The sequence below is a fragment of the Devosia yakushimensis genome (assembly GCF_030159855.1).
Lineage (GTDB): Bacteria > Pseudomonadota > Alphaproteobacteria > Rhizobiales > Devosiaceae > Devosia > Devosia yakushimensis.
In genome coordinates, this window is sequence record NZ_BSNG01000002.1 from 185,084 (window position 1) to 208,034 (window position 22,951).

The following is a 22,951-nucleotide window of genomic DNA, read 5'->3' on the forward strand; positions in this document are numbered from 1 at the left end:
CCATGCCCGACAATGACCAGGCTGGCATTGCGGGCGAGAGACGGAAATTGATGTGGGGCGCGGCCATCGCGCTCCCGCTTGCCGTGGTGGCGTGGCTGGCTCTGTTCTGGCTGACGCCGCCGGTGGCATCAGCCGAAGAGCCCCTGGCGCGGCTGGTTTATGCGCTCAACTGGGTTGGCGTTGCGGTGCTGCTGACATTTCTCACCGCCATCGAAGCGGTGTCGCATGAGCGGCTGTTTACCCCGGCCATCGATCCCTTGGCGGGCCGGGAATCGGCGCGGATGAAGGTCAATCTGCGTTATCTGCAGCATACGCTGGAGCAATTGCTGGTGTTCATTCCGGGCCTGTTGCTACTGGCCTGGCATAGCGGCAATGGGGCGGAGCTGCGCGCGGTCACCGCCACAGCAATAGTGTGGATCGCGCTCCGTATCGTGTTCTGGGTCGGCTATCACATCTCGCCCAGCCTGCGCACGCCGGGCCTGGTCGGCATGGCGATGAGCATGGTGGTGCTACTCTATTGCGTCGCGCGGTTCGGCTATGAGCTGGCGGGGCCGGTCGGCGCCGCGGTGCCGCTCGTGCTGTTTGGCGGCGCGGAGATGTTCCTGGTGTGGATCAGCCAGCGACCGGCGCGGGACTAGGCACAGCACCCGCGCTTTTGGAACCGTGGCGACGAGGCGGCGTTGGGTCTCGATGCAGGCCACAAAGCCCTATGCGATTTTGGAAGCGCCATCGAGCCTGGGTCTTCACACCCATGGCGTCGAGCGATTGCCTGCGGTTCTCCTCGGTCTTGGCTTGCAGCGGCTTCTGGGTGCCAGCCATGCCGGACGGCTGCAGCCGCCGCGCGGCGATAACCAGATCGACCCACAGACCCATACGCTCAACGGCCAGTTCATTGCCGATTGGTCACCCCAATTGGCCGATGCCGTGGGTGGGGTGCTCGATGGTGGTCAGTTCCCGCTGATTCTGGGTGGCGATTGCACCATTCTGCTGGGCGCCTTATTGGCGCTGAAGCGGCGCGGCCGCTATGGCCTGTTGTTCATCGATGGCCATTCCGACTTCTACGAGGCGCGCAGCAATGGCGAGGTCGATGGCGAGGGTGCCTCGATCGAATTGGCGCTGGTGACCGGCCGCGGACCGGCGCGGCTTGCTGACCTTGAAGGTAAAGGGCCGCTGGTGCGCGACGAGGATGTGGTGCTGGTGGGTTTCCGCGATCATGACGAACAGCAAAGTTATGGCGGTCCGCCGCCGGCGCCAGATATGCTGGTGCTGGATTTACCGGTATTGCGCCGGATCGGCATCGAAGCGGTCATCGCGGCGGCGATGGAGCGCCTCGATCGCCCCGAACTCGACGGCTTCTTCATTCATTTCGATGCCGATTGCCTGCCCGACGCGCTGATGCCGGCGGTCGACGCGCCGGTGCCGGGTGGCGGGGTCGAACCGGCCGAGGCAGCGATGCTGCTGCGTGAGGCCCGGCAAAGCCCGAAAGCAGCCGGTATGGAAGTCACGATCTACAATCCCGATCGTGACGCCGACGGCCAGGCCGGGCGCCTCTTGCTCGATATACTGGTGGCGGGCCTTGCGGCCGACGCGACCTGAAGCGGCGGGCCTCGCAGCGAAAACCACCCACCCACCATCGCTTCCCTCGGGCTTGACCCGAGGGCCTTTCGTAGCCCGGCAAAAGTTGGGAGTGGCCCTCGGGTCAAGCCCGAGGGAAGCGATGGTGAAAACTAACGAATTGAGGACCGCCCTAAAGCCGGCGAGCCCGTCCACTGATGGTTTCGCCGCGGCCAGCCTTGGCCGGTGCATAGACCGGCAGGCGGGCGACGATCCAGCTTACCATCAGCGGCACCAGGATCAGGTCGTCGACCCAGCCCAGAATGGGGATGAAGTCGGAGATGATGTCGATGGGGCTGACCAGATAGAAGGCTACGAAGGCGGTGGCCGCCTTGAGGTAGAAGGGCGTGTGCGGCGACATGAACGCCTGCCACAGCAGGACCACTTCCTTGCGGAAGAGCAGGACGCGCGGAACGAGGCGGGACGTCAGGAGCTTGAACATGGCTCATAGATGGTTGTGCTGCGGCGGGGTTCAAGATGGGAGTGCGATTGTGATCGTGCTTGCATGGGAGGCGGAATGACACATCCGCGCCATCATCAATCAGAAACATTGCGCGGATAGGCTCGGAGGCTTATTTCTCGGCCAACAGCTTTATACAGGTGAATGATGGCGGGTCCGGCGGCACGCAGGCAAGCGGTGGGTGTGAATGTCGGCGGGGTGCTCGTCGGCGGCGGTGCGCCCGTGGTCGTGCAGTCCATGACCAATACCGACACGGCCGATATCGATGCGACGGTCAAGCAGGTGATGCAGCTGGCGCGGGCGGGGTCGGAGATCGTCCGCATCACGGTCGATCGCGACGAGTCCGCTGCGGCCGTTCCCATCATCCGCGACCGGCTGGCCTTTATGGGCTATGACGTGCCGCTGGTCGGCGATTTCCACTATATCGGCCACAAGCTGCTGACTGATCACCCGGCCTGTGCCGAGGCCCTGGCGAAATACCGCATCAATCCTGGCAATGTGGGCTTCAAGGCCAAGCGCGATACGCAGTTTTCGACACTGATCGACATCGCCAACAAATATGACAAGCCCGTCCGCATCGGAGTGAACTGGGGTTCGCTCGATGAGGAACTTCTGACAAAGCTGATGGATGAAAACGCCGCCTCCGCGACGCCGATTTCCGCCGCCGCGGTGCAGCGCGAGGCGATCATCCAGTCGGCGCTGCTGTCGGCCAAGCGTGCCGAAGAGCTGGGCATGGGCCGCGATAAGATCATCCTTTCCACCAAAGTCTCGGACGTTCAGCATCTGATTGCGGTCTACCAGGATCTGGCGGCGCGTTGCGATTATGCGCTCCATCTCGGGCTCACCGAGGCCGGCATGGGCTCCAAGGGCATCGTTGCCTCCTCGGCCGCTTTGGGCATCCTGCTGCAGCAGGGCATTGGCGACACGATCCGCATTTCGCTGACGCCCGAGCCGGGCGGGGATCGCACCACCGAGGTCAAGGTAGCGCAGGAATTGCTGCAGACCATGGGCTTCCGCCAGTTCCTGCCGGTGGTCGCCGCCTGTCCCGGTTGCGGCCGCACCACGTCCACCACCTTCCAGACGCTGGCCAAGGACATCCAGGATCATCTCAATATCTCCATGCCCGAATGGCGCGAGCGCTATCCCGGCGTCGAGACGCTGTCGGTGGCCGTCATGGGCTGCATCGTCAACGGGCCGGGCGAGAGCAAGCACGCCAATATCGGCATTTCCCTGCCGGGCACCGGCGAAACCCCAGCCGCCCCGGTCTTCGTCGACGGCGAAAAAGTCGCCACCCTGCGCGGCGCCGACGTGGCCGACCAGTTCAAGGTCATGGTGGCCGACTATATCGAACGCAAATTCGGAACGGGGCAGAAGACGGCGGCGGAATAGATCAGCTAAGCCGCGTCCGCCGGCACCGGTGGCTGGCAGGCATCGACCCATTTATTGCCGCAGAGCCCGGCCAGCCGGTCGACACTCAGCCGCACCGAGGCATGGGTGGAGCCGCCGGCGGGGATGACCAGGTCATAGACCCTGAGCGAGGCGTCCATATAGATGGGCAGGGGTGCCGGCAGGCCGAAGGGGCAGACCCCGCCCACCTTGTGGCTGGTCAATTGTTCAACCTCCTCGGCGCCCAGCATGCGCGGACGGCCGCCAAAGGCGGCTTTGGACTTGGCATTGTCGAGCCGCGCATCGCCGCGGGTTACTAGCAGCAATACCTCGCCATTGGCGCGGATGCAGAGCGTCTTGGCGATCTGGCCGGGCTCGACCCCATGCACATCGGCGGCCAATTGTACCGTTGCGGTCGATTGCTCGGTGACTTCGACGGCAAGGTCGGGCGCGCGGGCGGCGAGGTCGGCTTGGACGGAAGCAAGGCTCATGGCAATTCTCAGAAGAGGCTAGCGAGGCGGGTTTCGAACTTGAACCGCGTCTTTTCGCGGATCGGGGTGGCGAGCGCCCGGCGCATGAAGGCTGGGTCGATCTCCCGCACGCCATCGAGCGCCATCAATTCGCTGACCGTGACGCGCTCGCCGGCAAAGGGGACATGCTCCACCGCCATGCCGGCCGTGACCGCGCCCGGTTGCAGCACGCGGCAATAGGCGCCGGGGCGGTTGGCGCGGTGGAAGCGCTTGACCCAGGAGGAATCGCCCATGCGTGCGGCAAAGGTCATGCAGGGCGTGCGGTGATAGGTGACTTCGAGCAGCGCCGGGCCGATGGCGAAACGATCGCCAATGGCGATGCTGCGCCCCTCGACCCCGGCAATGGTAAGGTTCTCGCCAAACGTGCCCGGCTCGATGGTCCGGCCCAATTCGGCGTTCCACCAGGCATAGTCATCGGCGAAATAGACATAAACGGCCTGATCCGAACCGCCATGGTGCTGACGGTCGCAGATGGCGTCGCCCGCCATGCCCAGCCGAGTGATTTTGGCGCTGGCGACCGGCGTCTTGACGATGCCGGTCAGCGGGCTATAGCCGGGAATGAACTGGGCCGTGCCCAGATTGATGCTGACCAGCTGAGCCATGTCAATTCTCCCGGCTGGCGAAATAGCGGGCGGTGGCGCGCAGGCCATCGGCCTTGGGCCCGAAGGTGCGCAGCGCGGAAAGCGCGTCGTTGACCGTGGCCTTGAGGTGCTCGCGCGCTTCCTCCAACCCCACCTTGGCCACCAGGGTCTGCTTGCCCTTGGCGGCATCCTTGCCGGTGGCCTTGCCCATGGCTTCGGGCGTGGCGGTCACATCGAGAATATCGTCGGCGAGCTGGAAGGCGCGGCCCGCCGCTTCGGCATAGGCAGTGAGCGCGGAGAGGGCGCGCGGATCGGCCCCGCCCAGAATGGCGCCCATGCGCACGCTGGCGCGGATCAATGCGCCTGTTTTCATGGCCTGCATGGTGGCGACCTCGTCGCCGGAAAAACCGCCCGCTTCCCCTTCGATATCGCGCATCTGGCCGCCCACCATGCCGCCGGTGCCGCTGCCGGCAACCAGTTCGGTCACCAGCGCAATGCGCGTGGCCGGTTCGGGATGGCATTCGGGCGAGGAGAGGAGCCCAAAGGCCTGGGTCAGCAGGCCATCCCCGGCCAGGATCGCAGTGGCCTCGTCAAAGGCCTTGTGCACGGTGGGGCGGCCGCGGCGCAGATCGTCATCGTCCATGGCCGGCAGGTCGTCATGGATCAGCGAATAGCAATGGACCATTTCGACGGCGAGCCCCGCCATCAAAGCGGCATGGGGCGGCACGTTGAAAATATTGGCGGCCTGCCGCACCAGCAGCGGACGCAGCCGCTTGCCGCCCGCCAGGCTCCCATGGCGCATGGCGGCAATCAGCCGGCCCGCGGCGGGCCCAGGTCCGGAGAGGCGTTCCGCCGTCAATTGCCGGTCGAGCGCTGTTTCCACGGCCAGGGCGCAATCGGCGATGTCGGCGGCAAAATCATACATGGCTCGTTGCTAGCCGGTTTGGGTCGGGTGCGGCAAGGGGATGTGTGCGTGAGAGAGGCACGGTCCGCCTCCCTCCCCCTTGAGGGGAGGGACTGAGGGAGGGGGTCGACGAGCTTTGGCGCAGGAGCCGCAACGACCCCCACCCCGGCCCTCCCCTCAAGGGGGAGGGAGGGAAAGGGCCGATGGCGTCTCTCCACGGCCGCAAGCAGTCCGAAAATGACCCCCCCCTCAAGGGAGGGGACCGCACCGTGGCTTCCCCGTCATTTTCACCAATGTGGCCACCGCCCCCTTTGCCCCGCATCTTCCTGCCGCTATGGAATGGTCCATGGCACGGCGATCCAAACCCAAGGGCATCTGGCGCATCTTGCGTCCTCTGGGCGTTCTGGCGGCCATCCTGATTGCCATTCCGCTGCTGCTCACCCCGCTTTATCTCGTGATCGATCCGGTCTCGGTGCCCATGCTGGAGCGCTATGTCACCGGGCGCCCGGTGGTGCGGGAATGGCGCGATATCGAGGACATTTCCGATCGCCTCAAGGCGGCGGTGGTGCTGTCGGAAGATGGGCAGTTCTGCCGCCATTGGGGCGTCGATTTCGGGGCTTTGCGCGACGAGGCCGAGCGCTATATGGCGGGCGAGGAGGCGCGGGGCGCCTCGACCATTACCATGCAGGTGGCGCGCAATCTCTTCCTGTGGAACGGGCAGATCGTGGTGCGCAAGGCGCTCGAAGTGCCGCTGGCGCTTTATGTCGATCTGATGCTGCCCAAGAGACGCATCATGGAAATCTATCTCAATATTGCCGAATGGGGGCCGGAGGGGCAGTTCGGCGTCGCGGCAGGGGCCGAGCGGGCCTTTGGCATAGAACCGCAGAACCTTGATTGGCGCACGGCGACGCTTCTGGTCACGGCTCTGCCCAATCCCATGCTGCGCCAGCCGGGGCGGCCATCGGGCGGCATGCTGCGCATTGCCGGGGTCGTGCAGAACCGGGCGATGGAATATGGGGCACGGGCCAGTTGTGTCGGCGAGGGCGGGAGATTGGCCCTGTGAGGACAAGCTCCCCCAGGCTTCCCCACCCACCGTCGCCTCCCTCGGGCTTGCCCCGAGGGCCTCTATCAACCCGGCACAAGCGGCGAATGGCCCTCGGGTCAAGCCCGAGGGAAGCGATTGAGATAAATCCATCCGCCCGCGTTTGCGGTTAGCAATCGCGGTGGAACCCCTCACAAAACCCACTAGCCAAGCTCCCCGTCTTGCTCTATAGACCCGGGCAATCCCAACAGAGATAAGTCTCTGGGCCGCTTTGGCGGCGCAACGATATTGAATTCGGAGTACCGACCATGGCAGTGCCAAAACGAAAGACCTCGCCGATGAAGCGCGGCTTCCGCCGCTCGGCCGACGCTCTTGCCGCCCCCACCTATGTCGAAGACAAGGATTCGGGCGAGCTGCGTCGTCCGCATCACGTCGACCTCAAGACCGGCATGTATCGCGGCCGGCAGATTCTCGACGTCAAGAAATAAGCCAAAGACGAGCTGCAAAGATGCGCTCGGATTTGTAGATAATGCAACGGCCGGTCCCCAGCGGGACCGGCCGTTTTGCTGTGACCATGCCGCCAACAGAAGCGGCCCATTTCGGAGATTTCCATGAGCATGCGCGTTGAATCGGACTCGATGGGCACCATCAATGTCCCGGATAACAAATATTACGGCGCGCAGACCGCACGGAGCCTGGCCAATTTTGATATTGGCGGGGAGAAGATGCCCAAGGAAATCGTCCATGCCTTCGGCATCCTCAAAAAGGCCGCGGCCCTGGCCAATCACAAGCTGGGCCTGCTTGATGAGAAGACGCGCGACCTGATCGTCGCCGCTGCCGATGAGGTGATTGCCGGCAAGCTGGAAGACCATTTCCCTCTCGTGGTCTGGCAGACCGGCTCGGGTACCCAGTCCAACATGAATGTCAACGAGGTAATCTCCAACCGCGCCATCGAGCTGGCCGGTGGAACCATGGGCTCCAAAAAGCCCGTTCACCCCAATGACCATGTCAATATGAGCCAGTCGTCCAACGACACCTATCCCACCGCCATGCATATCGCGGCGGTCGAGGCGCTGGAAAACTACCTCTTCCCGCGCGTCGAGAAGCTGCGCAACACGCTGGCCGCCAAGTCGGAAGAATTCATGGATGTGGTCAAGATCGGCCGCACCCACTTGCAGGACGCAACCCCCCTGACCCTGGGCCAGGAAATGAGCGGCTGGGTCGCCCAGCTCGATCTGGCCGTGCAGGCCATCAAGGTCACCATTCCCCAGCTCAAGGAACTGGCGCTGGGCGGCACCGCCGTCGGCACGGGGCTTAATGCCCATCCCGATTATGCCGTGGCCGTGGCCAAGGAAATCGCCACGCTTTCCGGCCATGACTTCGTCACCGCGCCCAATAAATATGCCGTCATGGCCGGTCACGACGCCTTTGTCGGCACGTCGGGGGCGCTGAAGCAACTGGCCGCCGCGCTGATGAAGATTGCCAATGACGTGCGCTGGCTGGCCTCGGGTCCGCGTTCGGGCCTGGGCGAAATCACCATTCCGGAAAACGAGCCGGGTTCTTCGATCATGCCGGGCAAGGTCAATCCGACCCAGTCGGAAGCCATGACCATGGTGGCCGTGCAGGTCATGGGCAATGACGCCGCCATCGGCTTTGCCGCGAGCCAGGGCAATTTCGAGCTCAACGTGTTCAAGCCCGTCATCGCTTACAATTTCCTGCAATCGGTGCGGCTCCTGGCCGATGCGGCCCGTTCCTTCAACGACAATTGCGCCATCGGCATCGAACCCGATCGCGCCCGCATCAAGGAACTGGTCGACAAGTCGCTGATGCTGGTAACCGCGCTCAACCGCAAGATCGGCTACGATAACGCCGCCAAGATTGCCAAAACCGCGCATAAGAACGGCACCACCCTGCGCGAAGAAGCCATCGCCCTGGGCCTGCTCACCGGCGAGGAATTCGACGCCGAAGTGAAGCCGGAACAGATGGTCGGCCCGCTCAAGCTCAAGAAGTAGGCGACAAGGCTTCCAGTCGACACCCTCCCCCTTGTGGGGAGGGATCAAGGGTGGGGATGAGAGCCCGGATATCGGGGCTCCCGCACCCCCTCCCAACCTCCCCGTCGGGAGCGCGCTGATCGTGGCCTCCGGAAAGCCCGATGATAGTCCCGCGCACCATCCATCCCCCCCACAATCGCCTTCCTCGGGCTCGACCCGAGGACCGCTCGCCGCATCTGGCAGGTTGAGAATGGCCCTCGGGTCAAGCCCGAGGGAAGTGCAGTGGGTGGGAAGGGATGAGGAGCAGAGCAGGAGCGGCGCAGAGCGGGTATCCAGCCCCGAAGTCCCCCCTTCGCTACCCATCCACCACGTCATTCCCGCGCAGGCGGGAATCCATCCTGCCCCTTGTGCCGCCGAAAGATTGGATTCCCGCCTGCGCGGGAATGACGCTGTGCAAGCACCTCCCCTTAGGAACGGTAGCCCCCACTTCAACGCCCCCTTCACCTCCATCCCCGCCTCTGGCATGGTGCGGCCCTCATCACCCCTGGAGCGGCGCCCGTGACCGACACTGTCTATATTCCCCCCAATGGCCATCGTGTGCCGCGGCGCGGGCCGTTCATTCCCCCGCTGCTGGCGATTTCCTTTGTCATCTACAATATCGTTGCCTTCCTCTTCTTCGGAGGCAATCCGGCGGGCTGGACCAATGGCCTTTTCGTCATTCCGATGTTTTCGGGCACGCCCTGGGCGATCACGGCAGGCGATTTCCTGCTGGTGATTTCGGTCTTCCTGCTCTTCTTTGAAGTGCTGAAATCGACCCGCAGCGCGCAGTCGTCCATTCTCGAGCACATGCTGTCCATGCTGGTCTTCGTGGCGTTCCTCGTGGAATTCCTCGTCGCGGGCGCCGCGGCCAGTTCGGTCTTCTTCCTGCTCATGGTGATGAGCCTGATCGACGTGGTCGCCGGCTTTACCGTCTCGATCACCAGCGCCGGGCGCGATGTGACGATGGGGTAGCAGTCCGGCCTCGTGGTTAGCTCACCATGAGGCCTCCATGGCTGCTCATTCTATCCCCGCTAGGCCAGCAGCGATTTACGATAGCCCGGCGGCATGCGCCGCTGGGTGGCGCGGGCCCGGCCGGCATAGGCGCCGATGGCGCCTTCGATCGATGGTCTTTGGCGGCTCTGGGGGATCGATTGAGCCCGGGCCATCAGCAATTGACTGACGAATGCCGCGCCGGTCTGGTTGCGCCGCAGCGAGGGTTTGGGGCCTGCCGGTTCGAGGGCGACCGGCAGTCCTATGGTGAGCGGCCCGATTTCCGTATCAAAATCAGCCATGTGAGCCTCGCTTGTCTCAAAGCGGGCCAGAGTGTCCCGGAATGGGACGGGCATTCTGGCTCGTTACCCTATATGGGGCAAACGTTATGCCAAATGCTAACAGTCTGTTAACCTATCGCGGTACGAAAGCGGTGGATTGTCAGAAACTGTCCTTACCCTTGCGCAGTGCCGCAAAGACCTCGGCGGGCGCCGCGCCTTCCAGGCCATAATAGGCGGCAATCACCTTGTCGTCGGCCCGGAGAAACGGGTTGGCCGCCTTTTCGGTTCCCAGCGTGACCGGAATGGTCGCCTTGCCCGCCAGGCGCAGCGCCTTGACCTCTTCGGCCCGAGCTTGCAGCGCCTTGTTGTCGGGGTCGACCGAGAGCGCGAAGCGGGCATTGCTCTCGGTATATTCGTGGCCGCAATAGATCAGCGTGTCGTCGGGGAAGTCGCGCAAGGCCTTGATTCCATTCCACATTGGCTCCGGCGTACCCTCGAACATGCGGCCCACGCCCAGCGAAAACAGCGCATCGGCGGTAAAGAGATGCTTGCCCGCCTTGTCGTGGAACACGATGTGACCCAGCGTATGGCCGGGCGTGGCATAGACATCAAAAACCGTCTCGCCGAGATGGATCCTGTCGCCCGCTTCCACCAGTTCATCCAGGTCCGCAATCTTGTCGGCCTCGGCCTTGGGGCCGATGACGCGAACGCCATATTCCGCCTTGAGTTCGGGAATGGCCTCGACATGGTCGATATGGTGATGGGTGATGAAAATATCGCTCAGCGTCCAGCCCCGATAGAGCAGGGCATTCCTGATCGCAGCGGCTTCCGGGGCATCGATGGCGGCGGTGCGGCCGGTGGCGGTATCATGCACCAGATAGCCGAAATTGTCGCTGCGCGCGGAGAAAACGTCGACGATCAAACCCATGAAACCGCTCCTTGGTAGAATGTTGCCCGAAAGCTAGGTGCCGGCACCTGACATGGCAACGGCCCATTAGACAAGTTCGTTGCGCTGCGGCACAGTTGCGCCATGACCAGCGATGTCACCCGTCTCATCGATTATTACAAATCCCCCCTGGGGCGCATCTCGCGAACCCTGGTGCGCGAACAGGTGCTGGCGCTGGCTGGCGACGTGGCGGGCAAACGGGTGCTGGGGCTGGGCTTTGCCACGCCCTATCTGCGTTTCGCGCTGGGCAGCGCCGAACGGGTTCTGGCCTTCATGCCGGCGCGGCAGGGGGCTTCGGCCTGGCCGCGTGAGGGCCCGTCCCATACCGTGTTGTGCGATCCGCTGGAAATGCCGCTCACCGATGCCTCGGTCGATCTGACCATAGCCGTCCATGCGCTCGAGCATGTCTCGGACGATGAGGAATTGATGCGCGAATTGTGGCGGGTGACGGCACCCAATGGCCATTTGATTCTGGTGGTGCCGCGGCGGCGCGGCATCTGGGCCCAGCGCGACAATACCCCGTTCGGCTCGGGCAATCCCTATTCGGGCGGGCAGCTCGAAAAGCTGCTGCGCGACCATAGTTTCGTGCCGGTGGCCTGGCGGGATGGGTTGTTCCTGCCGCCGTTCCAGTCTTCGCTGGTGCTGAAATCGACCCGGTTCTTCGAAGGCGTCGGGCGCCTGTTCGGGCCGGCCATGAGCGGGGTGATCTGCGTGCGAGCCCGCAAGGAGGCGTTTCCGGCCGTGCCGCGCCGCAAGCGGGAAGAGCGCTTCGTGCGGGTGCCGGGGCTCAGTGCGGCGACGGCCCGGCAGGGCTAGTGCTTTCCTTTGCGTTCGGCAGAGGGTTTGACTATGGTCCGCGCGGTTTTAGGCCCATTAAGCGCAGTCATGTCATCCCGTCCCACGCCGCAGCCCGGCATTCTCGATATCGCAGCCTATGTGCCCGGCAAGTCCGGTGCGCCGGGCAGCAACGCGATCAAGCTTTCGTCCAACGAATCGCCACTGGGTGCCAGCCCCAAGGCGATCGAGGCCTTTGCCTCGGTTGCCCAGCACCTGGAGATTTATCCCGAGGGCACGTCCAGGATTCTGCGCCTTGCTTTGGGCGAAGTGCATGGCATCGATCCGGACCTGATCGTGTGCGGCAATGGGTCCGACGATCTGCTGCATCTGCTGGCCCAATGCTATCTGGGTGAAGGCGACGAGGCGGTGATGAGCCGCTATGGCTTTTCGGTCTATCCCATCGTTACCAAAGCGGCGGGCGCTGGTATCGTGATGGTCGATGAGGCCGATTACACCGCCGATGTCGATGCGTTGCTGGCCGCGGTGACGGACAAGACCAGGCTGGTATTCCTCGCCAATCCAAACAATCCCACCGGCACCTATCTCAGCGATGCCGAGGTACGGCGCCTGCATGCGGGGCTGAGGCCCGATATCCTGCTCGTCATCGATAGTGCCTATGCCGAATATGTCACGGCTGCGGACTATTCGGCAGGGCTGGAGCTGGTTGCCGAAGCCGAAAATGTCGTCATGGTGCGCACCTTCTCCAAAATGGGACTGGCGGCGGCGCGGATCGGCTGGATGGTGGGGCCGGCGCATCTGGTCGATGTCATCAACCGCATCCGCGGGCCGTTCAATGTCAATCTGGCGGCGCAGCTGGCCGGGGCGGCAGCGGCGCGCGACGTGGCGTTTACCGCCGAACTCAAGCGGCACAATGCGCGATGGCGCGATTGGCTGACGGCGGAGCTGAGCTCCAACCGGCTGCGCATTTTGCCGAGCCAGGCCAATTTCGTCCTGGTGCTGTTTGCCAGCGAGGCCGAGGCCGAGACGGCGTTTGAGGCGCTGATGGCCAGGGGGCTGATTGTGCGGCAGGTCGGCTCGTCCTATGGCATTGCCAATGGGCTGCGCATTTCCATCGGTACAGAAGCGGCCATGCGCCGCGTCGTTGAGGTTCTCAAGCCATGAGCGTCAAATTCCGCAAGCTCGCATTGATCGGTATCGGGCTGATCGGTTCCTCCATCGCGCTGGCCGCGCGGCGGCAGGGACTGGCCGAGGTGATTGCCATTTCCACCCGCAAGAGCGAAACGCTGGAAGAGGCGCGGGCGCTTAATCTGGGCGATATCTATACGCTCGACGCCGTCGAAGCGGTGCGAGGCGCTGATCTTGTCATCCTCTGCACGCCGGTGGGCGCCTATGAAGGGGTGATCAAGACAATTGCCGGGGCGCTGGAGCCGGGCGCGATCCTTTCCGATGTGGGGTCGGTCAAGGCCCATGTCGTCAAAGTCGTGGGACCGCATGTGCCCGAGGGGGTGAGCTTCATTCCCGGCCATCCCATTGCCGGTACCGAGCATTCCGGGCCATCGGCGGGCTTTCCCGAGCTCTTTGCGGGTCGCTGGTGCGTGCTGACGCCCGCAGCCGATGTTCCGGCGGCGCAGGTGGATAAGCTCGTCGGTTTCTGGGAGGCCATGGGCAGCCATGTCGAGTGCATGGATGCGGCCCATCATGACATGGTGCTGGCCATTACCAGTCATATTCCGCATCTGATTGCCTATAATATCGTGGGCACAGTGGCGGATCTCGAAACGGCCACGCAGTCCGAGGTCATCAAGTTCTCGGCTTCAGGCTTCCGCGATTTTACCCGTATCGCAGCCTCCGACCCGGTCATGTGGCGGGACGTGTTCCTGACCAATAAGGAAGCCGTGCTCGAAATGCTGGGCCGGTTTCTCGAGGACCTTTCCGTCTTGCAACGGGCGGTGCGCACCGGCGACGGGCCGGCGCTCGAGGCCATGTTTGCCCGCACCCGCGCCATCCGCCGCTCGATCATTTCGGCGGGGCAGGAAACCGCAGCGGCCGATTTCGGCCGGCCACACGAGGCGCCGCCTGCGCCCGCCGCCCCCCTCTTCGTGCGGGAGCATGGCGGGGGCGACGACGCCTAGACCAATCGACATTCAGCTCAGGCTGAGCCGAAAATGGTGATTGGCCTTAGTAAAGCGGGGGAATGGCGGCGATCGGCACCAGGCCCGAATAGATGGCGCCGGCACGGAAATTGAGCTGATTGGCATAGGAGCCGTCGGCTGCCGGTGTGCCAAGCACCAGCGTGCGCCAGGGCTCGGCAAGAAGCGGGCCGATGCGTTCGGCAACGCCGGTGGAGGTGATGCCGATCTGTCCTTCAACCTGGCCGGCATCGTCGAGCTTGAGCTCGCCCTGGGCGTTGAGGGTGGATGCGCCGTCACTGCCGCGAACGGAGACGATCTTCAACTGTCCGCCCGATTGCTGCCAGAGCGTCAGCAAGAGCGGGTCGCTCCAATTGCGGATGTCGTCGGGCAGACCGCTGAGTTCAAACTCGATCTCGGCATTGGTATCGGCCAGCGTCATGCCGGGATAGACGAGGTTCTGGGCATGGAAATAGCCGGCCAGGGCCGCAGTATGGCGCTCGGCATCATATTGCTCGGGAATGTCGAGAAGGTGTGTCTCCACCAGCGGGCTTTGCGCCAGCACGGTATTGCCCAATAGCGTATCGGACCAGACCAGGTCCTTGCCGATTACGGAGAGGCGGGCAATGCGCCAATTGTCGAGCCGGATGCTGGCTTCGAGGCCTGACCAGGCCAGGGTATTGCGCAGGCCGGTAAAAGCGTCGGTGATGCGGGCGGGCCCGAGCGCGGAAGCCAGCAGATGGGTTGGCCGGTAGACCATGATGCTGGCGCGGAGGCCGGGAATTTCCGTCACAAGATCGCCGCTGGCGATCCGTGCGTCGGTGCAATCGACGTCAAAGCGGAAGGGGAAGCCGCCGATATCGAGCATGCCGCAGGTGAGGCGAGGGCTGGTTATGCCGTCGGCCATGGCCTGGGCTTCGATATTCTGTCGCACGAGACCGGCAAGGACCAGCCATGCCGCGCTCCAGGCAAGGACGACAAACAGCACCACGGCGCCGAGAATGATGATTCGCTTCTTCATGGGGAGCACTCTTATCCTCGGCGAGGCCGCGGCCAAAGCCCGTTCAGCATGGGTAAATCCGGGTCGTCCTAGAAAGGCATGGCGGCTAGACCCTGGCGGCGGTTGCCGCTGGCCGTGAGCTTTACTAGGATTTGGGTGTGGATATGACGATGAACGCGCAAACGGACATGGCTGGAACACATTGGGTCTTCGGCTATGGTTCGCTGATCTGGAATCCCGGTTTCCCGCATGTCAGCGCGCAGCAGGGCCTCTTGCGGGGTGCGCATCGTTCGCTTTCGATCGTTTCGACCCATCATCGCGGCACATCGGAGCGGCCCGGACTGGTGTTCGGTCTGGCGCGCGGTGGGGCCTGTCGCGGCATGGTCTTCGAGGTCGCCGATGCCGATTGGACGGCGGTGCGCGCCTATCTCGAAGCGCGCGAGCAGGTGACTTCGGTCTATCGGGATGTGATGCGGCCGGTGCGCCTGACCGATGGACGCATGGTTGGCGCCCTGGCTTTCGTGGTCGACGAGAACCATGAGCAATTTGCCGGGCGGCTGTCGCTGGACCAGCAGGTGGCCATGGTGCGGGCCGGCGTGGGGCTCTCCGGCCGCAATATCGACTATGTGATCAATACCGCCCGGCACCTGGAAAGCCTGGGCATCAGAGACCACCAGTTGATGGCTTTGGTCGCGATGCTGGAAGGCGATGCGGAAGCGGCTTAGAGGGCCTTAGGCCGCCTGCGCGCCGGCCATGGGTTCGGCGCCTTCGAGATCCCAGATGGTGCTGAGGCGTTCGGAATCGGCGGCGGGCGAGACGAGCCGGAACACCCGGTCGGCACAATCAAGTGCGAGACGGAAACGCGTGCGGCTCAGCGGGTCGCTCACCAGATCGGCGGTCGAGCCGACCCAGAGCACATGGCTGCCCTTGGCGATGACATAAAGCTCGGTTTCGCCCATGGCAAAATGCTCGAGATTTTCGCTGACCAGGTCATAGGCGCGGCCCGAACGACCCTGCCAATTGCTGCCGCGGCCGAAGCCATGCGTCACAATCGTGCTGTCAATCATGCTCGCCATTGCCGTGTCCCCTGTTCGGTAGAACAAGAACAAAATTAGAACAAAATGCCGAGGCCGTCAAGCCCGCGCCGATGGTATGGCTACATCTATGTATGTGACAGAAGATTCTGTCAACATATGGTAGGTGTGGCCATCAGACACGCGAGGCCTGAAGGGCATCGATCCTGGCGCGCAGCTCGGGGTCCAGGGGACGTGAAAGGCCACTTTCCGCCGCTGCCAGAATCAGATCAGTCGAATCGGTTTCGATGGCTTTTTTGAGTCGGGCCATAAAGACGTCGGGCGGCAGGCCAGGCTCGATGGCAGGCAGAAACCGCGCCTGGGCGGTGCCGGGCCAGATGACCAGGCTGTTACGCCCCCAGAACAGGCCGGAATTGAGGGCGACCGGCACGACCGGCACGTTGAGTTCAGTATACATGCGCGCGATGCCCTGCCGGTAATCGGCCGGCGCCAGCGGGGCCTTGCGGGTGCCTTCGGGGAAAATGACGATGCGGCAGCCGCGCTCGATGGCCGCCTTGGCCTGGCTCATCATTTCCGGGATTGCGCCACCGCCTTTCTGCCGGTCGATCTCGATGCAGTCCAGCGAGCGGGCCGCCCAGCCGAAGAAGGGGATGCGCATCAGCTCCTTCTTGACGATATAGGCGGGCCGGCCGGTATGGGGGAAGACGGCAAAGACATCCCAGTCGGACTGATGCTTGGACGCGATGATGCAGCCGCCGGGCGGAATGTGTTCGTTGCCAGTGACGATGGTCTTGACCCCGGTGATCCAGCGCAGAAGACCGATATTGGACCAGCACCAATATCGCGCCAGCGTCCAGCTCAGCGGCGTGCGGCCACGGGCGATCAGCCCAATGGTGCCGATGACAATGGCCAGGATTGCCGTCTGGCCGATGAAGATGAAGTAGAACAGCGCGGTGCGGACCGCCTGGACAATACGCATGAAGTTCCTCCGACGCGCAAAGCCATGGCCCTGGGGGTCAAGCGCCGATCCGGCCCAGAAACTGCCGCAGGCTCTGTTGCTGGTCCGGCGTCAGGACCCGCTTGGGCACCACCCTATACAGCCGATCGGACTCGAACAGCAGGAAAGAGCGTCCATCCTCAGCCCAGCGCACGAAATGGGGCCAGGGCATTTCGAAATCGCCATATTCGGACCGGACGTGCAGGCCGGTATCGGACCAGGCCAGCGCCATCTCGCCTTGCAGGGAGCGCTGCTGGCGAAAGATGCGGCGCGCCGTTATCGGCGTCAGGATCACGGTGACGGCAATGACTGCTGCAAAAGGCAGCAACGAAATGCCCAGCAAGACCAGCCACTGCTCAGGCCGGGTGGCCGGCCCGCCATTGACGAAGATGATGAAGGCCAAAAAGCAGGCCCAAAGCACCAGCCAGGAGACCAGCACGCGTGGCCGTGCGAGGCCCTGGCGCATATAGAGCCAGGAGGCGGTGACCAGGTCGTCGGCGGCCAGCTTGAACGGGGGCGTGCTGTCCATCACGAGGTCTCGGCGAGATAGCGGCGCACGGTCATGCGGGAGGTGATGGCGGTGAGCGCAGCGATGACCGGAATGACGGCAAGAATGCCGATCATGCCATCCACGCCCAGGGCAAAGCGACCAAAGAGTACGCCCATCTGCGCCCCGGCTTCGCTGGAGAGCATATTGCCGGCGGCCGTACCGATCAGGCCAAAGAACAGGAGGGCCGCTGCCGCGCCGAGCAGGCCTCCCTGGAGGCCGATGGACAGGAACCGGCCCTGGAATTCTCCGGCAATGAAGCGGTTGGAGGCGCCGATATAGTGCAGGACATCGACGATTTCGCGGTTGGTTGCCATGGCGCCGCGCGTGGCGAAGATGATGGCGAGGACCGTCGCCACGCCGATCAGGGTCAAAACCATAAGGCCCGAAAGTACGATGGTGCCGGCCATGGTGTTGAGCTGCTGCCGCCAGGCGGCATGGGTATCAAGGCTGGCTCCCTTGATGGCGGCCAGATTGCGGGTGAGCCCCTCGATATCGGCATCCACCGGATCGGCCAATTGCACCACGACGAGCCGCGGAACCTCGATGGCGGCGAGATCAAGACCGGCGCCGAGCCAGGGCTCGAGCAGTTTTTGGCTTTCTTCGAGCGTCAGGGCCCGGGCCGAGGCGACGCCCGGAGTGGTCTGGGCCAGCGACACGGCGGTGCGCAGGTTGGATTCCATGACTTCGCCCTCGACAGGGCGGATCTGGATGGTGAGCTCCCGGCCGACATCGGCAGACCAGGCTATGGCCGATTTCTGCACCAGCACCACGCCGCCCAGCGTTACCGCCGAGAGAAAGCTCATGATGGTGATCATCAAGAGCAGGGTGCGGCCGGCGACACTTTTTTCCGGCACGATGGGGGCGGCGCCGCGGCGGCGGCGTAGCAGGGCAAAGAGGCTGGCGACGCGCTCAATCATGGATCACCAGCTCGCCCTTACTGAGCAACATGCGCGGATAGGAAAACTTGTCGAGCAGCGGCAATTCGTGCGTGGCCAGGATGATGGTGGTCCCCAGGGTCCGGTTGAGTTCGGCGAAGAGGTGAACGAGCCGGCTCGATAGCTCGGGGTCGACATTGCCGGTGGGTTCGTCGGCCAGGAGCACTTTGGGTCGAGCGATGACGGCGCGGGCAATGGCGGCGCGCTGTTTTTCGCCACCCGATAGCAGCGATGGCAGGGCGTTCATGCGCTCGCCGAGGCCCACCCATTCAAGCAGCTCGGTGACATTGGGCCGGTATTCGCTTTCCGGCTGGCCCAAGACGCGCAGGGGAAGCGCCACGTTTTCGAAAGTGGTCAGGTGATCGAGCAGGCGGAATTCCTGAAAGACGATGCCGATATGGCGGCGCATCTGCAGCAGACGGTCCTGGCTCAGATCACTCACATCTTCGCCAAACATGGTGACCTTGCCGCGCGACGGCTTGAGGGAGAGCAGCAGCAAACGCAACAGGCTGGTCTTGCCGGCGCCAGAGGGGCCGGTGAGGAAATGAAACGAGCCGGGCTCGATCGAAAAGGTCAGATCCCGCAAGATTTCGGGGCCATTGCCATAGCGCAGTCCCACATCGGAAAACTCGATCAAAAAAGCAGGCTCCCCACTTGTCCGCCGGCTGTTGTGTCCAACGGCGAATCAGCCATTGCGCGCATCATAACAAAGGCGGGCGCACGATGCGGCAGGTGTGAGCCATTGCCCGCAGGAAACGGCACAATTGTGATGGTTTACTGTTCCGTCGCCGCGGTTTGAGGAGTTTTAACCCCATCGGCATAGGTTCGGCGGAGCGCTGTCGTTCCGATTTCCAATTGTCTGGCCCGATGATCATCACCTGTCCCCATTGCCAGACCAAGTATCAGGTGACCTACGAGGCCATTGGCTCGGCGGGTCGCAAGGTGCAATGCGCCTATTGCCAGCGGGCCTGGCAGCAGGAACCCGTCGTGCCGGAGGCGCCGCCCGCACCAGCGGATGAAATGTTCGATGCCATGGCCGAGGATGGGCTCGATGAGGCATTGGTGACCGAAGAGCGGGCCGTTGCTGCCGAGCTGGCGCGGCGCCTTGCCATTGAACAGGAACAGGCCCGGCCGGAAACGCAAAAAAGCGCCGGCGAAGTTGACCCGGCGGTGATCCGCAAGCGGCAGAAGGCGTTCTTGCGCCGGCAGAGCGCGCTGATTGCACATTTGCCCCTGGCGCGTTTGCGCCGGGCCGCGCGGGTGGCCGGGGTGCTTATTCTTTGCGTCTTGATCGGCGCGCTCTATTTCGGACGCGTGCAGCTGGTTGAACGCGTTCCCTCGCTGGCCGGCCTCTATGCCGGTCTGGGATTGGGCGTGAATGTGGTGGGACTCGATTTTTCCAATGTCACCGCCCAGCGCGCTTTGCGCGACGGCAAGGAAATGCTGATCGTCTCGGCTCAGATCGTGGGGCTGACGGCGGACCCGGTGGGGGTTCCGCCCGTCGTGGTGACCCTGCTGGGGCCAAATGGAGCCGCGATCTATGAGTGGAGCGTCACCCCATCGGTGCGGGATCTGATGGCGGGAGAGCGTTCGAGCTTTGATACGCAATTGGCCCTGCCACCGGGAGAGGCCGAACGCATGCGGCTGAGCTTTGCCGCGGCCGCGCCACAGCCGGGGCGAGCGGCATCGCCGCCGTCGAGATCCGTACCTATATCAAGCGCTGATCAAACCAATCCGGAGCATCCCTGATGGCTCGTATTCTCGTTGCCGAAGACGATCCTTCGGTTCGCGCCTTTGTCGTTTCCGCACTGTCCATGAAGGGTCATGAGGTGGTGGCGGCCGAAGATGGCGGCCTGGGCGCGGAAATTGCCGACGAGGAAGAAGGGCGCTTCGACCTGCTGCTGAGCGACATCAAGATGCCGATCATGGATGGGATTGCGCTGGCGCTGCATGTCGGGGCCAAATATCCCGAGGTGACCATCGTGCTGATGACCGGCTTTGCCGACCAGCGCGAGCGGGCTCATGGGCTGGACGCGTTGATCTATGACGTCATCACCAAGCCGTTCACCCTGGCCGACCTGCTGGTCAAGGTCGATGACGCAATTGCCGGAAAGCCGGTCGAGGTCGTCTCGCTGGGGCGGCGGGCGCTGGAGCAATAAGTCAGGCGACCTCCGGCCGCCATTCGATAGTGGCTGGCCCCGCGCCATCGGCAAGGAGGGCGCCAATGGCGAGCCCTTCGGCCTCGGCGCTGGCTTTCTCGGCCTTGGTCAATTTGCGGAAGGGCGCGAGTTCGATGGTCAGATCGTTCTTGGTCCGGCGAATGGTCCAGTTGCCGGCGATGAAGCCGTCAATTGTAAAGGTTGCGACATAGCCATTGACCACGACCATGCGTTCCCGGGCGTAGGGGGGCTGTAGCCGCGAGCGGTCGGCAAAGCCCAGAAAGACATTGTCGTAATCGGGCAGGAAGCGCACGGGCGCGGGCGTGTCCGGGGCAGGGCGCGGCGCTTCGGGCAGGTCGTAAAGCACGCGGCCATCCTCGCCGTGAAATTCGACCAATTGCCCGCGCACCGCCTCGAAGGCCAGCGCGAGGCGCGTGAGGCCGCACCAGGTCTGCATATCCTTGACGCTGGCAGGCCCATAGGCGGCGAGATAGCGCAGGACGAGTTCGGGCAGCGGGATGGGCTCGGAGAGGCCCTGGCCGATCCACTTTTCAATACGCATCAGCAGCGGCGCGCCGCCATGGCCCCAGATGCGGGTGGGCGGAATCTGGATCAGGGTTTCGGCGCCTTGCACGACCTGGGCAAGCACGAGCGGATCGCTATCGGGGAAATGTTCGAGCAGACGCCGGCCCAGTTCGCCCGCAGTAACAGGCGCTTCATCAATAATGCTGACGCCCTGGTGATTGACCGCATGACGGTCGGCATTGATGGCGCGGGATTTGGCGACCGAGCTGAAGGTGCGGTCCAATACCGGCTGCATGAGCGGACGGATAGCGCGCATGTCCGGCACGGTGTGAAGATGGAGCGTGGTGCGCATCGTGGTGGCGCGCAGCAGCGTCTTGTCGGTGATGAGCGCCGTCAGCGCGCCAGGGGTGAAGCCGGCAATCCGGTTCCACAGGGCGATATAGGGCGTGTTGGTGGTTTGGGCTTGCAGGCCCAGGAGAAAGGCGATCGCGTCGGGGATGGCAATGTCGGTGCGTTCCAGCATCCATTGCCGGGCAAGGGTGGCACGGTTGAGCTGGCGGTCGGAAAGTGTCTCGGGCATGGCCGTCCTCCCTGGATGGTGAGACGACTATGCCCGAACGGATAAGACAAGGGGTGTCAGCAGATGCTCACAGCCAATCGGGCACGCTATCGAGGGCGATCAGTTCGTCGAGGGTCTTGCGTGGCCGGATAACGTGGAAGCGATCGCCATCGACTAGGACTTCGGGGATCAGAGCCCGCGAATTGTAGGTCGAGGCCATGACCGCGCCATAGGCGCCGGCGCTCATCACGGCCAGGAGATCGCCTTCCTTGACGCCGGGCATGGTGCGCGCTTTGGCCAGATAATCGCCGGTTTCGCAGACCGGGCCGACAATGTCGGCGGTGATGGGGGCGAGGTTGGAATGATTGACCAGCTCGATATCGTGGTGGGCTTCGTAGAGCGTGGGGCGGATCAGGTCGTTCATCGCCGCGTCGACGATGACGAAATTGGTGCCGCCCTCCTTCACATATTCGACTTTGGTGACCAGAATGCCGGCATTGCCGACCAGCAGCCGCCCCGGCTCGATGACCAGTGTGCACCCGAGTTGGCCGACCTTGTCCCGCACGACGGCGGCATAGGCCTCGGGATGCGGTGGCGCGGTTTCGCCATGGCTATAGGGAATGCCCAGGCCCCCGCCGACATCGACATGGTGGATCGTGTGGCCATCGGCCCGCAAGGCGGTCACGAGTTCGGCCATGAGACCGAAGGCATTGCCGAAGGGCTCGAGATCGGTGATCTGGCTGCCGATATGCATATCGACCCCGACCGCCTCGACATTGGGCAGGGCGGCAATGCGGGCATAGACTTCGCGGGCCCGGGCATAGGGGATGCCGAACTTGTTCTCGGCCTTGCCAGTAGAAATCTTGGCATGGGTTCGGGCATCGACATCGGGATTGATGCGGACCGATATTTTGGCGGTCAGCCCCATGTCGGAGGCGACCATCGAAAGGCGCTCCAGTTCGGGTTCACTCTCGACATTGAAACATTTGATGCCGGCCTCGAGGCCCCGGCGCATTTCGGCGACGGTTTTGGCGACGCCGGAAAAGACGATCATGTCGGGCCTGATACCGGCGGCCAGCGCGCGTTCCAATTCTCCCAGCGACACGACATCAGCGCCCGCGCCTTCCGAGGCCATGAGCTTGAGCACGGCCTGGTTGGAATTGGCTTTCATGGCATAGGCCAGGAGCGTCGGGATGCCTTCGAAGGCCGATTTCACCACCCGCACATGCCGGCGCAGGGTGGCGCTGGAATAGACATAAAAGGGCGTGCCGACCTTTTCGGCCAGGGTGTTGAGATTGACGTCCTCGGCATGGAGGGTGCCGTCGCGGTGTTCGAAGTGGTGGACCAAGGTCTTTTCCCGGTTTTGCTGCACCCGCGATGTCACCTCGGCGTAGGCCGGGGTCCATGCTGAACGCTATCCACACATGCGATGCAGGGAGAGCGCACAGCATGGATTGCGGCCTTCACCGGAATAACGCCGTGGGTGGGCATGTTTCGCAGA

Annotated in this window: 27 protein-coding genes; 13 read left to right on the forward strand and 14 right to left on the reverse strand. The window is 63.5% G+C overall.

Annotated features, from left to right (window positions below):
• Positions 1-2: 2 nt before the first annotated feature.
• Together QQL79_RS18070 and QQL79_RS18075 are read left to right on the forward strand one after the other, a co-directional pair.
• Positions 3-638 carry an MAPEG family protein gene (locus QQL79_RS18070; RefSeq protein WP_284393211.1) on the forward strand — a complete coding sequence of 212 codons (636 nt, stop codon included), beginning with the start codon at positions 3-5 and terminating at the stop codon, positions 636-638.
• A gap of 52 nt (positions 639-690) precedes the next feature.
• Positions 691-1,596, forward strand: a complete 906-nt coding sequence (locus QQL79_RS18075; RefSeq protein ID WP_284393213.1) for an arginase family protein — start codon at positions 691-693, stop codon at positions 1,594-1,596.
• 151 nt (positions 1,597-1,747) lie between these two features.
• On the opposite strand, the gene QQL79_RS18080 is transcribed toward QQL79_RS18075, so the two are convergent.
• Positions 1,748-2,056 (reverse strand): YkvA family protein, encoded by a 309-nt coding sequence (locus QQL79_RS18080; RefSeq protein WP_284393215.1) that lies wholly within the window; start codon positions 2,054-2,056, stop codon positions 1,748-1,750.
• Positions 2,057-2,221: 165 nt separating this feature from the next.
• Between QQL79_RS18080 and ispG the strand changes: the two genes are divergently transcribed.
• On the forward strand, positions 2,222-3,463 hold the full coding sequence (gene ispG, locus QQL79_RS18085) for a flavodoxin-dependent (E)-4-hydroxy-3-methylbut-2-enyl-diphosphate synthase (RefSeq protein ID WP_284393397.1): 1,242 nt from the start codon (positions 2,222-2,224) through the stop codon (positions 3,461-3,463).
• Positions 3,464-3,468: 5 nt separating this feature from the next.
• Here the strand turns inward: ispG and QQL79_RS18090 are convergent, their stop codons facing one another.
• The 3 genes from QQL79_RS18090 to QQL79_RS18100 are packed head-to-tail and all read right to left on the reverse strand — an operon-like array spanning position 3,469 to position 5,496.
• Positions 3,469-3,951: a YbaK/EbsC family protein gene (locus tag QQL79_RS18090; protein ID WP_284393216.1), complete on the reverse strand. Its 483-nt coding sequence runs from the start codon at positions 3,949-3,951 to the stop codon at positions 3,469-3,471.
• A gap of 8 nt (positions 3,952-3,959) precedes the next feature.
• Entirely contained in the window at positions 3,960-4,592 is a 633-nt protein-coding gene (locus QQL79_RS18095) for an MOSC domain-containing protein (RefSeq protein WP_284393217.1), read from the reverse strand.
• 1 nt (position 4,593) lies between these two features.
• Positions 4,594-5,496, reverse strand: coding sequence for a polyprenyl synthetase family protein (locus tag QQL79_RS18100; RefSeq protein ID WP_284393218.1), 903 nt, complete (start codon positions 5,494-5,496; stop codon positions 4,594-4,596).
• A 325-nt stretch (positions 5,497-5,821) separates the two neighbouring features.
• Here QQL79_RS18100 and QQL79_RS18105 point away from each other — a divergent pair, with 325 nt between their 5' ends.
• The 4 genes from QQL79_RS18105 (at position 5,822) to QQL79_RS18120 (ending at position 9,519) form a co-directional block, all read left to right on the forward strand.
• On the forward strand, positions 5,822-6,538 hold the full coding sequence (locus QQL79_RS18105) for a biosynthetic peptidoglycan transglycosylase (RefSeq protein WP_284393219.1): 717 nt from the start codon (positions 5,822-5,824) through the stop codon (positions 6,536-6,538).
• 287 nt (positions 6,539-6,825) lie between these two features.
• The gene (gene rpmF / locus QQL79_RS18110) at positions 6,826-7,005 is read left to right on the forward strand and encodes a 50S ribosomal protein L32 (protein WP_108460771.1); all 180 of its coding nucleotides are present in this window, start codon (positions 6,826-6,828) and stop codon (positions 7,003-7,005) included.
• 123 nt (positions 7,006-7,128) lie between these two features.
• Positions 7,129-8,529: a class II fumarate hydratase gene (gene fumC, locus QQL79_RS18115; RefSeq protein ID WP_284393220.1), complete on the forward strand. Its 1,401-nt coding sequence runs from the start codon at positions 7,129-7,131 to the stop codon at positions 8,527-8,529.
• A 537-nt stretch (positions 8,530-9,066) separates the two neighbouring features.
• Complete coding sequence (locus QQL79_RS18120) at positions 9,067-9,519, forward strand: hypothetical protein (protein ID WP_284393222.1); 453 nt, start codon at positions 9,067-9,069, stop codon at positions 9,517-9,519.
• Between the two features lie 59 nt (positions 9,520-9,578).
• On the opposite strand, the gene QQL79_RS18125 is transcribed toward QQL79_RS18120, so the two are convergent.
• Together QQL79_RS18125 and gloB are read right to left on the reverse strand one after the other, a co-directional pair.
• Entirely contained in the window at positions 9,579-9,839 is a 261-nt protein-coding gene (locus QQL79_RS18125; protein ID WP_284393224.1) for a hypothetical protein, read from the reverse strand.
• Positions 9,840-9,978: 139 nt separating this feature from the next.
• The gene (gloB, locus tag QQL79_RS18130) at positions 9,979-10,746 is read right to left on the reverse strand and encodes a hydroxyacylglutathione hydrolase (protein ID WP_284393225.1); all 768 of its coding nucleotides are present in this window, start codon (positions 10,744-10,746) and stop codon (positions 9,979-9,981) included.
• Between the two features lie 102 nt (positions 10,747-10,848).
• Here gloB and QQL79_RS18135 point away from each other — a divergent pair, with 102 nt between their 5' ends.
• The 3 genes from QQL79_RS18135 to QQL79_RS18145 all read left to right on the forward strand — a co-directional run bounded on the left by QQL79_RS18135 (position 10,849) and on the right by QQL79_RS18145 (position 13,694).
• The gene (locus QQL79_RS18135; protein ID WP_284393226.1) at positions 10,849-11,580 is read left to right on the forward strand and encodes a class I SAM-dependent methyltransferase; all 732 of its coding nucleotides are present in this window, start codon (positions 10,849-10,851) and stop codon (positions 11,578-11,580) included.
• Positions 11,581-11,649: 69 nt separating this feature from the next.
• Positions 11,650-12,723 (forward strand): histidinol-phosphate transaminase, encoded by a 1,074-nt coding sequence (gene hisC, locus QQL79_RS18140; protein ID WP_284393227.1) that lies wholly within the window; start codon positions 11,650-11,652, stop codon positions 12,721-12,723.
• Positions 12,720-13,694, forward strand: a complete 975-nt coding sequence (locus QQL79_RS18145; RefSeq protein ID WP_284393229.1) for a prephenate/arogenate dehydrogenase family protein — start codon at positions 12,720-12,722, stop codon at positions 13,692-13,694. The genes hisC and QQL79_RS18145 overlap by 4 nt, the downstream gene beginning before the upstream one ends.
• Before the next feature lie 46 nt (positions 13,695-13,740).
• Here QQL79_RS18145 and QQL79_RS18150 read toward each other — a convergent pair whose 3' ends face one another.
• Positions 13,741-14,712 (reverse strand): DUF2125 domain-containing protein, encoded by a 972-nt coding sequence (locus tag QQL79_RS18150; RefSeq protein WP_284393230.1) that lies wholly within the window; start codon positions 14,710-14,712, stop codon positions 13,741-13,743.
• 143 nt (positions 14,713-14,855) lie between these two features.
• Between QQL79_RS18150 and QQL79_RS18155 the strand changes: the two genes are divergently transcribed.
• Positions 14,856-15,416 (forward strand): gamma-glutamylcyclotransferase, encoded by a 561-nt coding sequence (locus QQL79_RS18155; protein WP_370461264.1) that lies wholly within the window; start codon positions 14,856-14,858, stop codon positions 15,414-15,416.
• A 6-nt stretch (positions 15,417-15,422) separates the two neighbouring features.
• Here the strand turns inward: QQL79_RS18155 and QQL79_RS18160 are convergent, their stop codons facing one another.
• From QQL79_RS18160 to ftsE, 5 genes are all read right to left on the reverse strand, one after another.
• Positions 15,423-15,767: a hypothetical protein gene (locus QQL79_RS18160; protein ID WP_284393235.1), complete on the reverse strand. Its 345-nt coding sequence runs from the start codon at positions 15,765-15,767 to the stop codon at positions 15,423-15,425.
• A 133-nt stretch (positions 15,768-15,900) separates the two neighbouring features.
• Entirely contained in the window at positions 15,901-16,704 is an 804-nt protein-coding gene (locus QQL79_RS18165) for a lysophospholipid acyltransferase family protein (RefSeq protein ID WP_284393237.1), read from the reverse strand.
• A 37-nt stretch (positions 16,705-16,741) separates the two neighbouring features.
• Entirely contained in the window at positions 16,742-17,251 is a 510-nt protein-coding gene (locus QQL79_RS18170) for a YcxB family protein (RefSeq protein WP_284393238.1), read from the reverse strand.
• Positions 17,251-18,189, reverse strand: a complete 939-nt coding sequence (locus QQL79_RS18175) for a cell division protein FtsX (protein WP_284393240.1) — start codon at positions 18,187-18,189, stop codon at positions 17,251-17,253. Before QQL79_RS18175 ends, QQL79_RS18170 begins: the two co-directional genes overlap by 1 nt.
• Positions 18,182-18,844: a cell division ATP-binding protein FtsE gene (ftsE, locus tag QQL79_RS18180; RefSeq protein ID WP_284393242.1), complete on the reverse strand. Its 663-nt coding sequence runs from the start codon at positions 18,842-18,844 to the stop codon at positions 18,182-18,184. The genes QQL79_RS18175 and ftsE overlap by 8 nt, the downstream gene beginning before the upstream one ends.
• Before the next feature lie 230 nt (positions 18,845-19,074).
• On the opposite strand from ftsE, the gene QQL79_RS18185 reads away from it, so the two are divergent.
• Positions 19,075-19,956, forward strand: coding sequence for a zinc-ribbon domain-containing protein (locus tag QQL79_RS18185; protein WP_284393244.1), 882 nt, complete (start codon positions 19,075-19,077; stop codon positions 19,954-19,956).
• Positions 19,956-20,366, forward strand: coding sequence for a response regulator (locus QQL79_RS18190; RefSeq protein ID WP_284393246.1), 411 nt, complete (start codon positions 19,956-19,958; stop codon positions 20,364-20,366). The genes QQL79_RS18185 and QQL79_RS18190 overlap by 1 nt, the downstream gene beginning before the upstream one ends.
• A 1-nt stretch (position 20,367) precedes the next feature.
• Here QQL79_RS18190 and QQL79_RS18195 read toward each other — a convergent pair whose 3' ends face one another.
• Positions 20,368-21,471 carry a winged helix DNA-binding domain-containing protein gene (locus QQL79_RS18195; protein ID WP_284393248.1) on the reverse strand — a complete coding sequence of 368 codons (1,104 nt, stop codon included), beginning with the start codon at positions 21,469-21,471 and terminating at the stop codon, positions 20,368-20,370.
• 67 nt (positions 21,472-21,538) lie between these two features.
• Complete coding sequence (gene lysA, locus QQL79_RS18200) at positions 21,539-22,798, reverse strand: diaminopimelate decarboxylase (RefSeq protein ID WP_284393250.1); 1,260 nt, start codon at positions 22,796-22,798, stop codon at positions 21,539-21,541.
• Positions 22,799-22,951 lie beyond the last annotated feature (153 nt).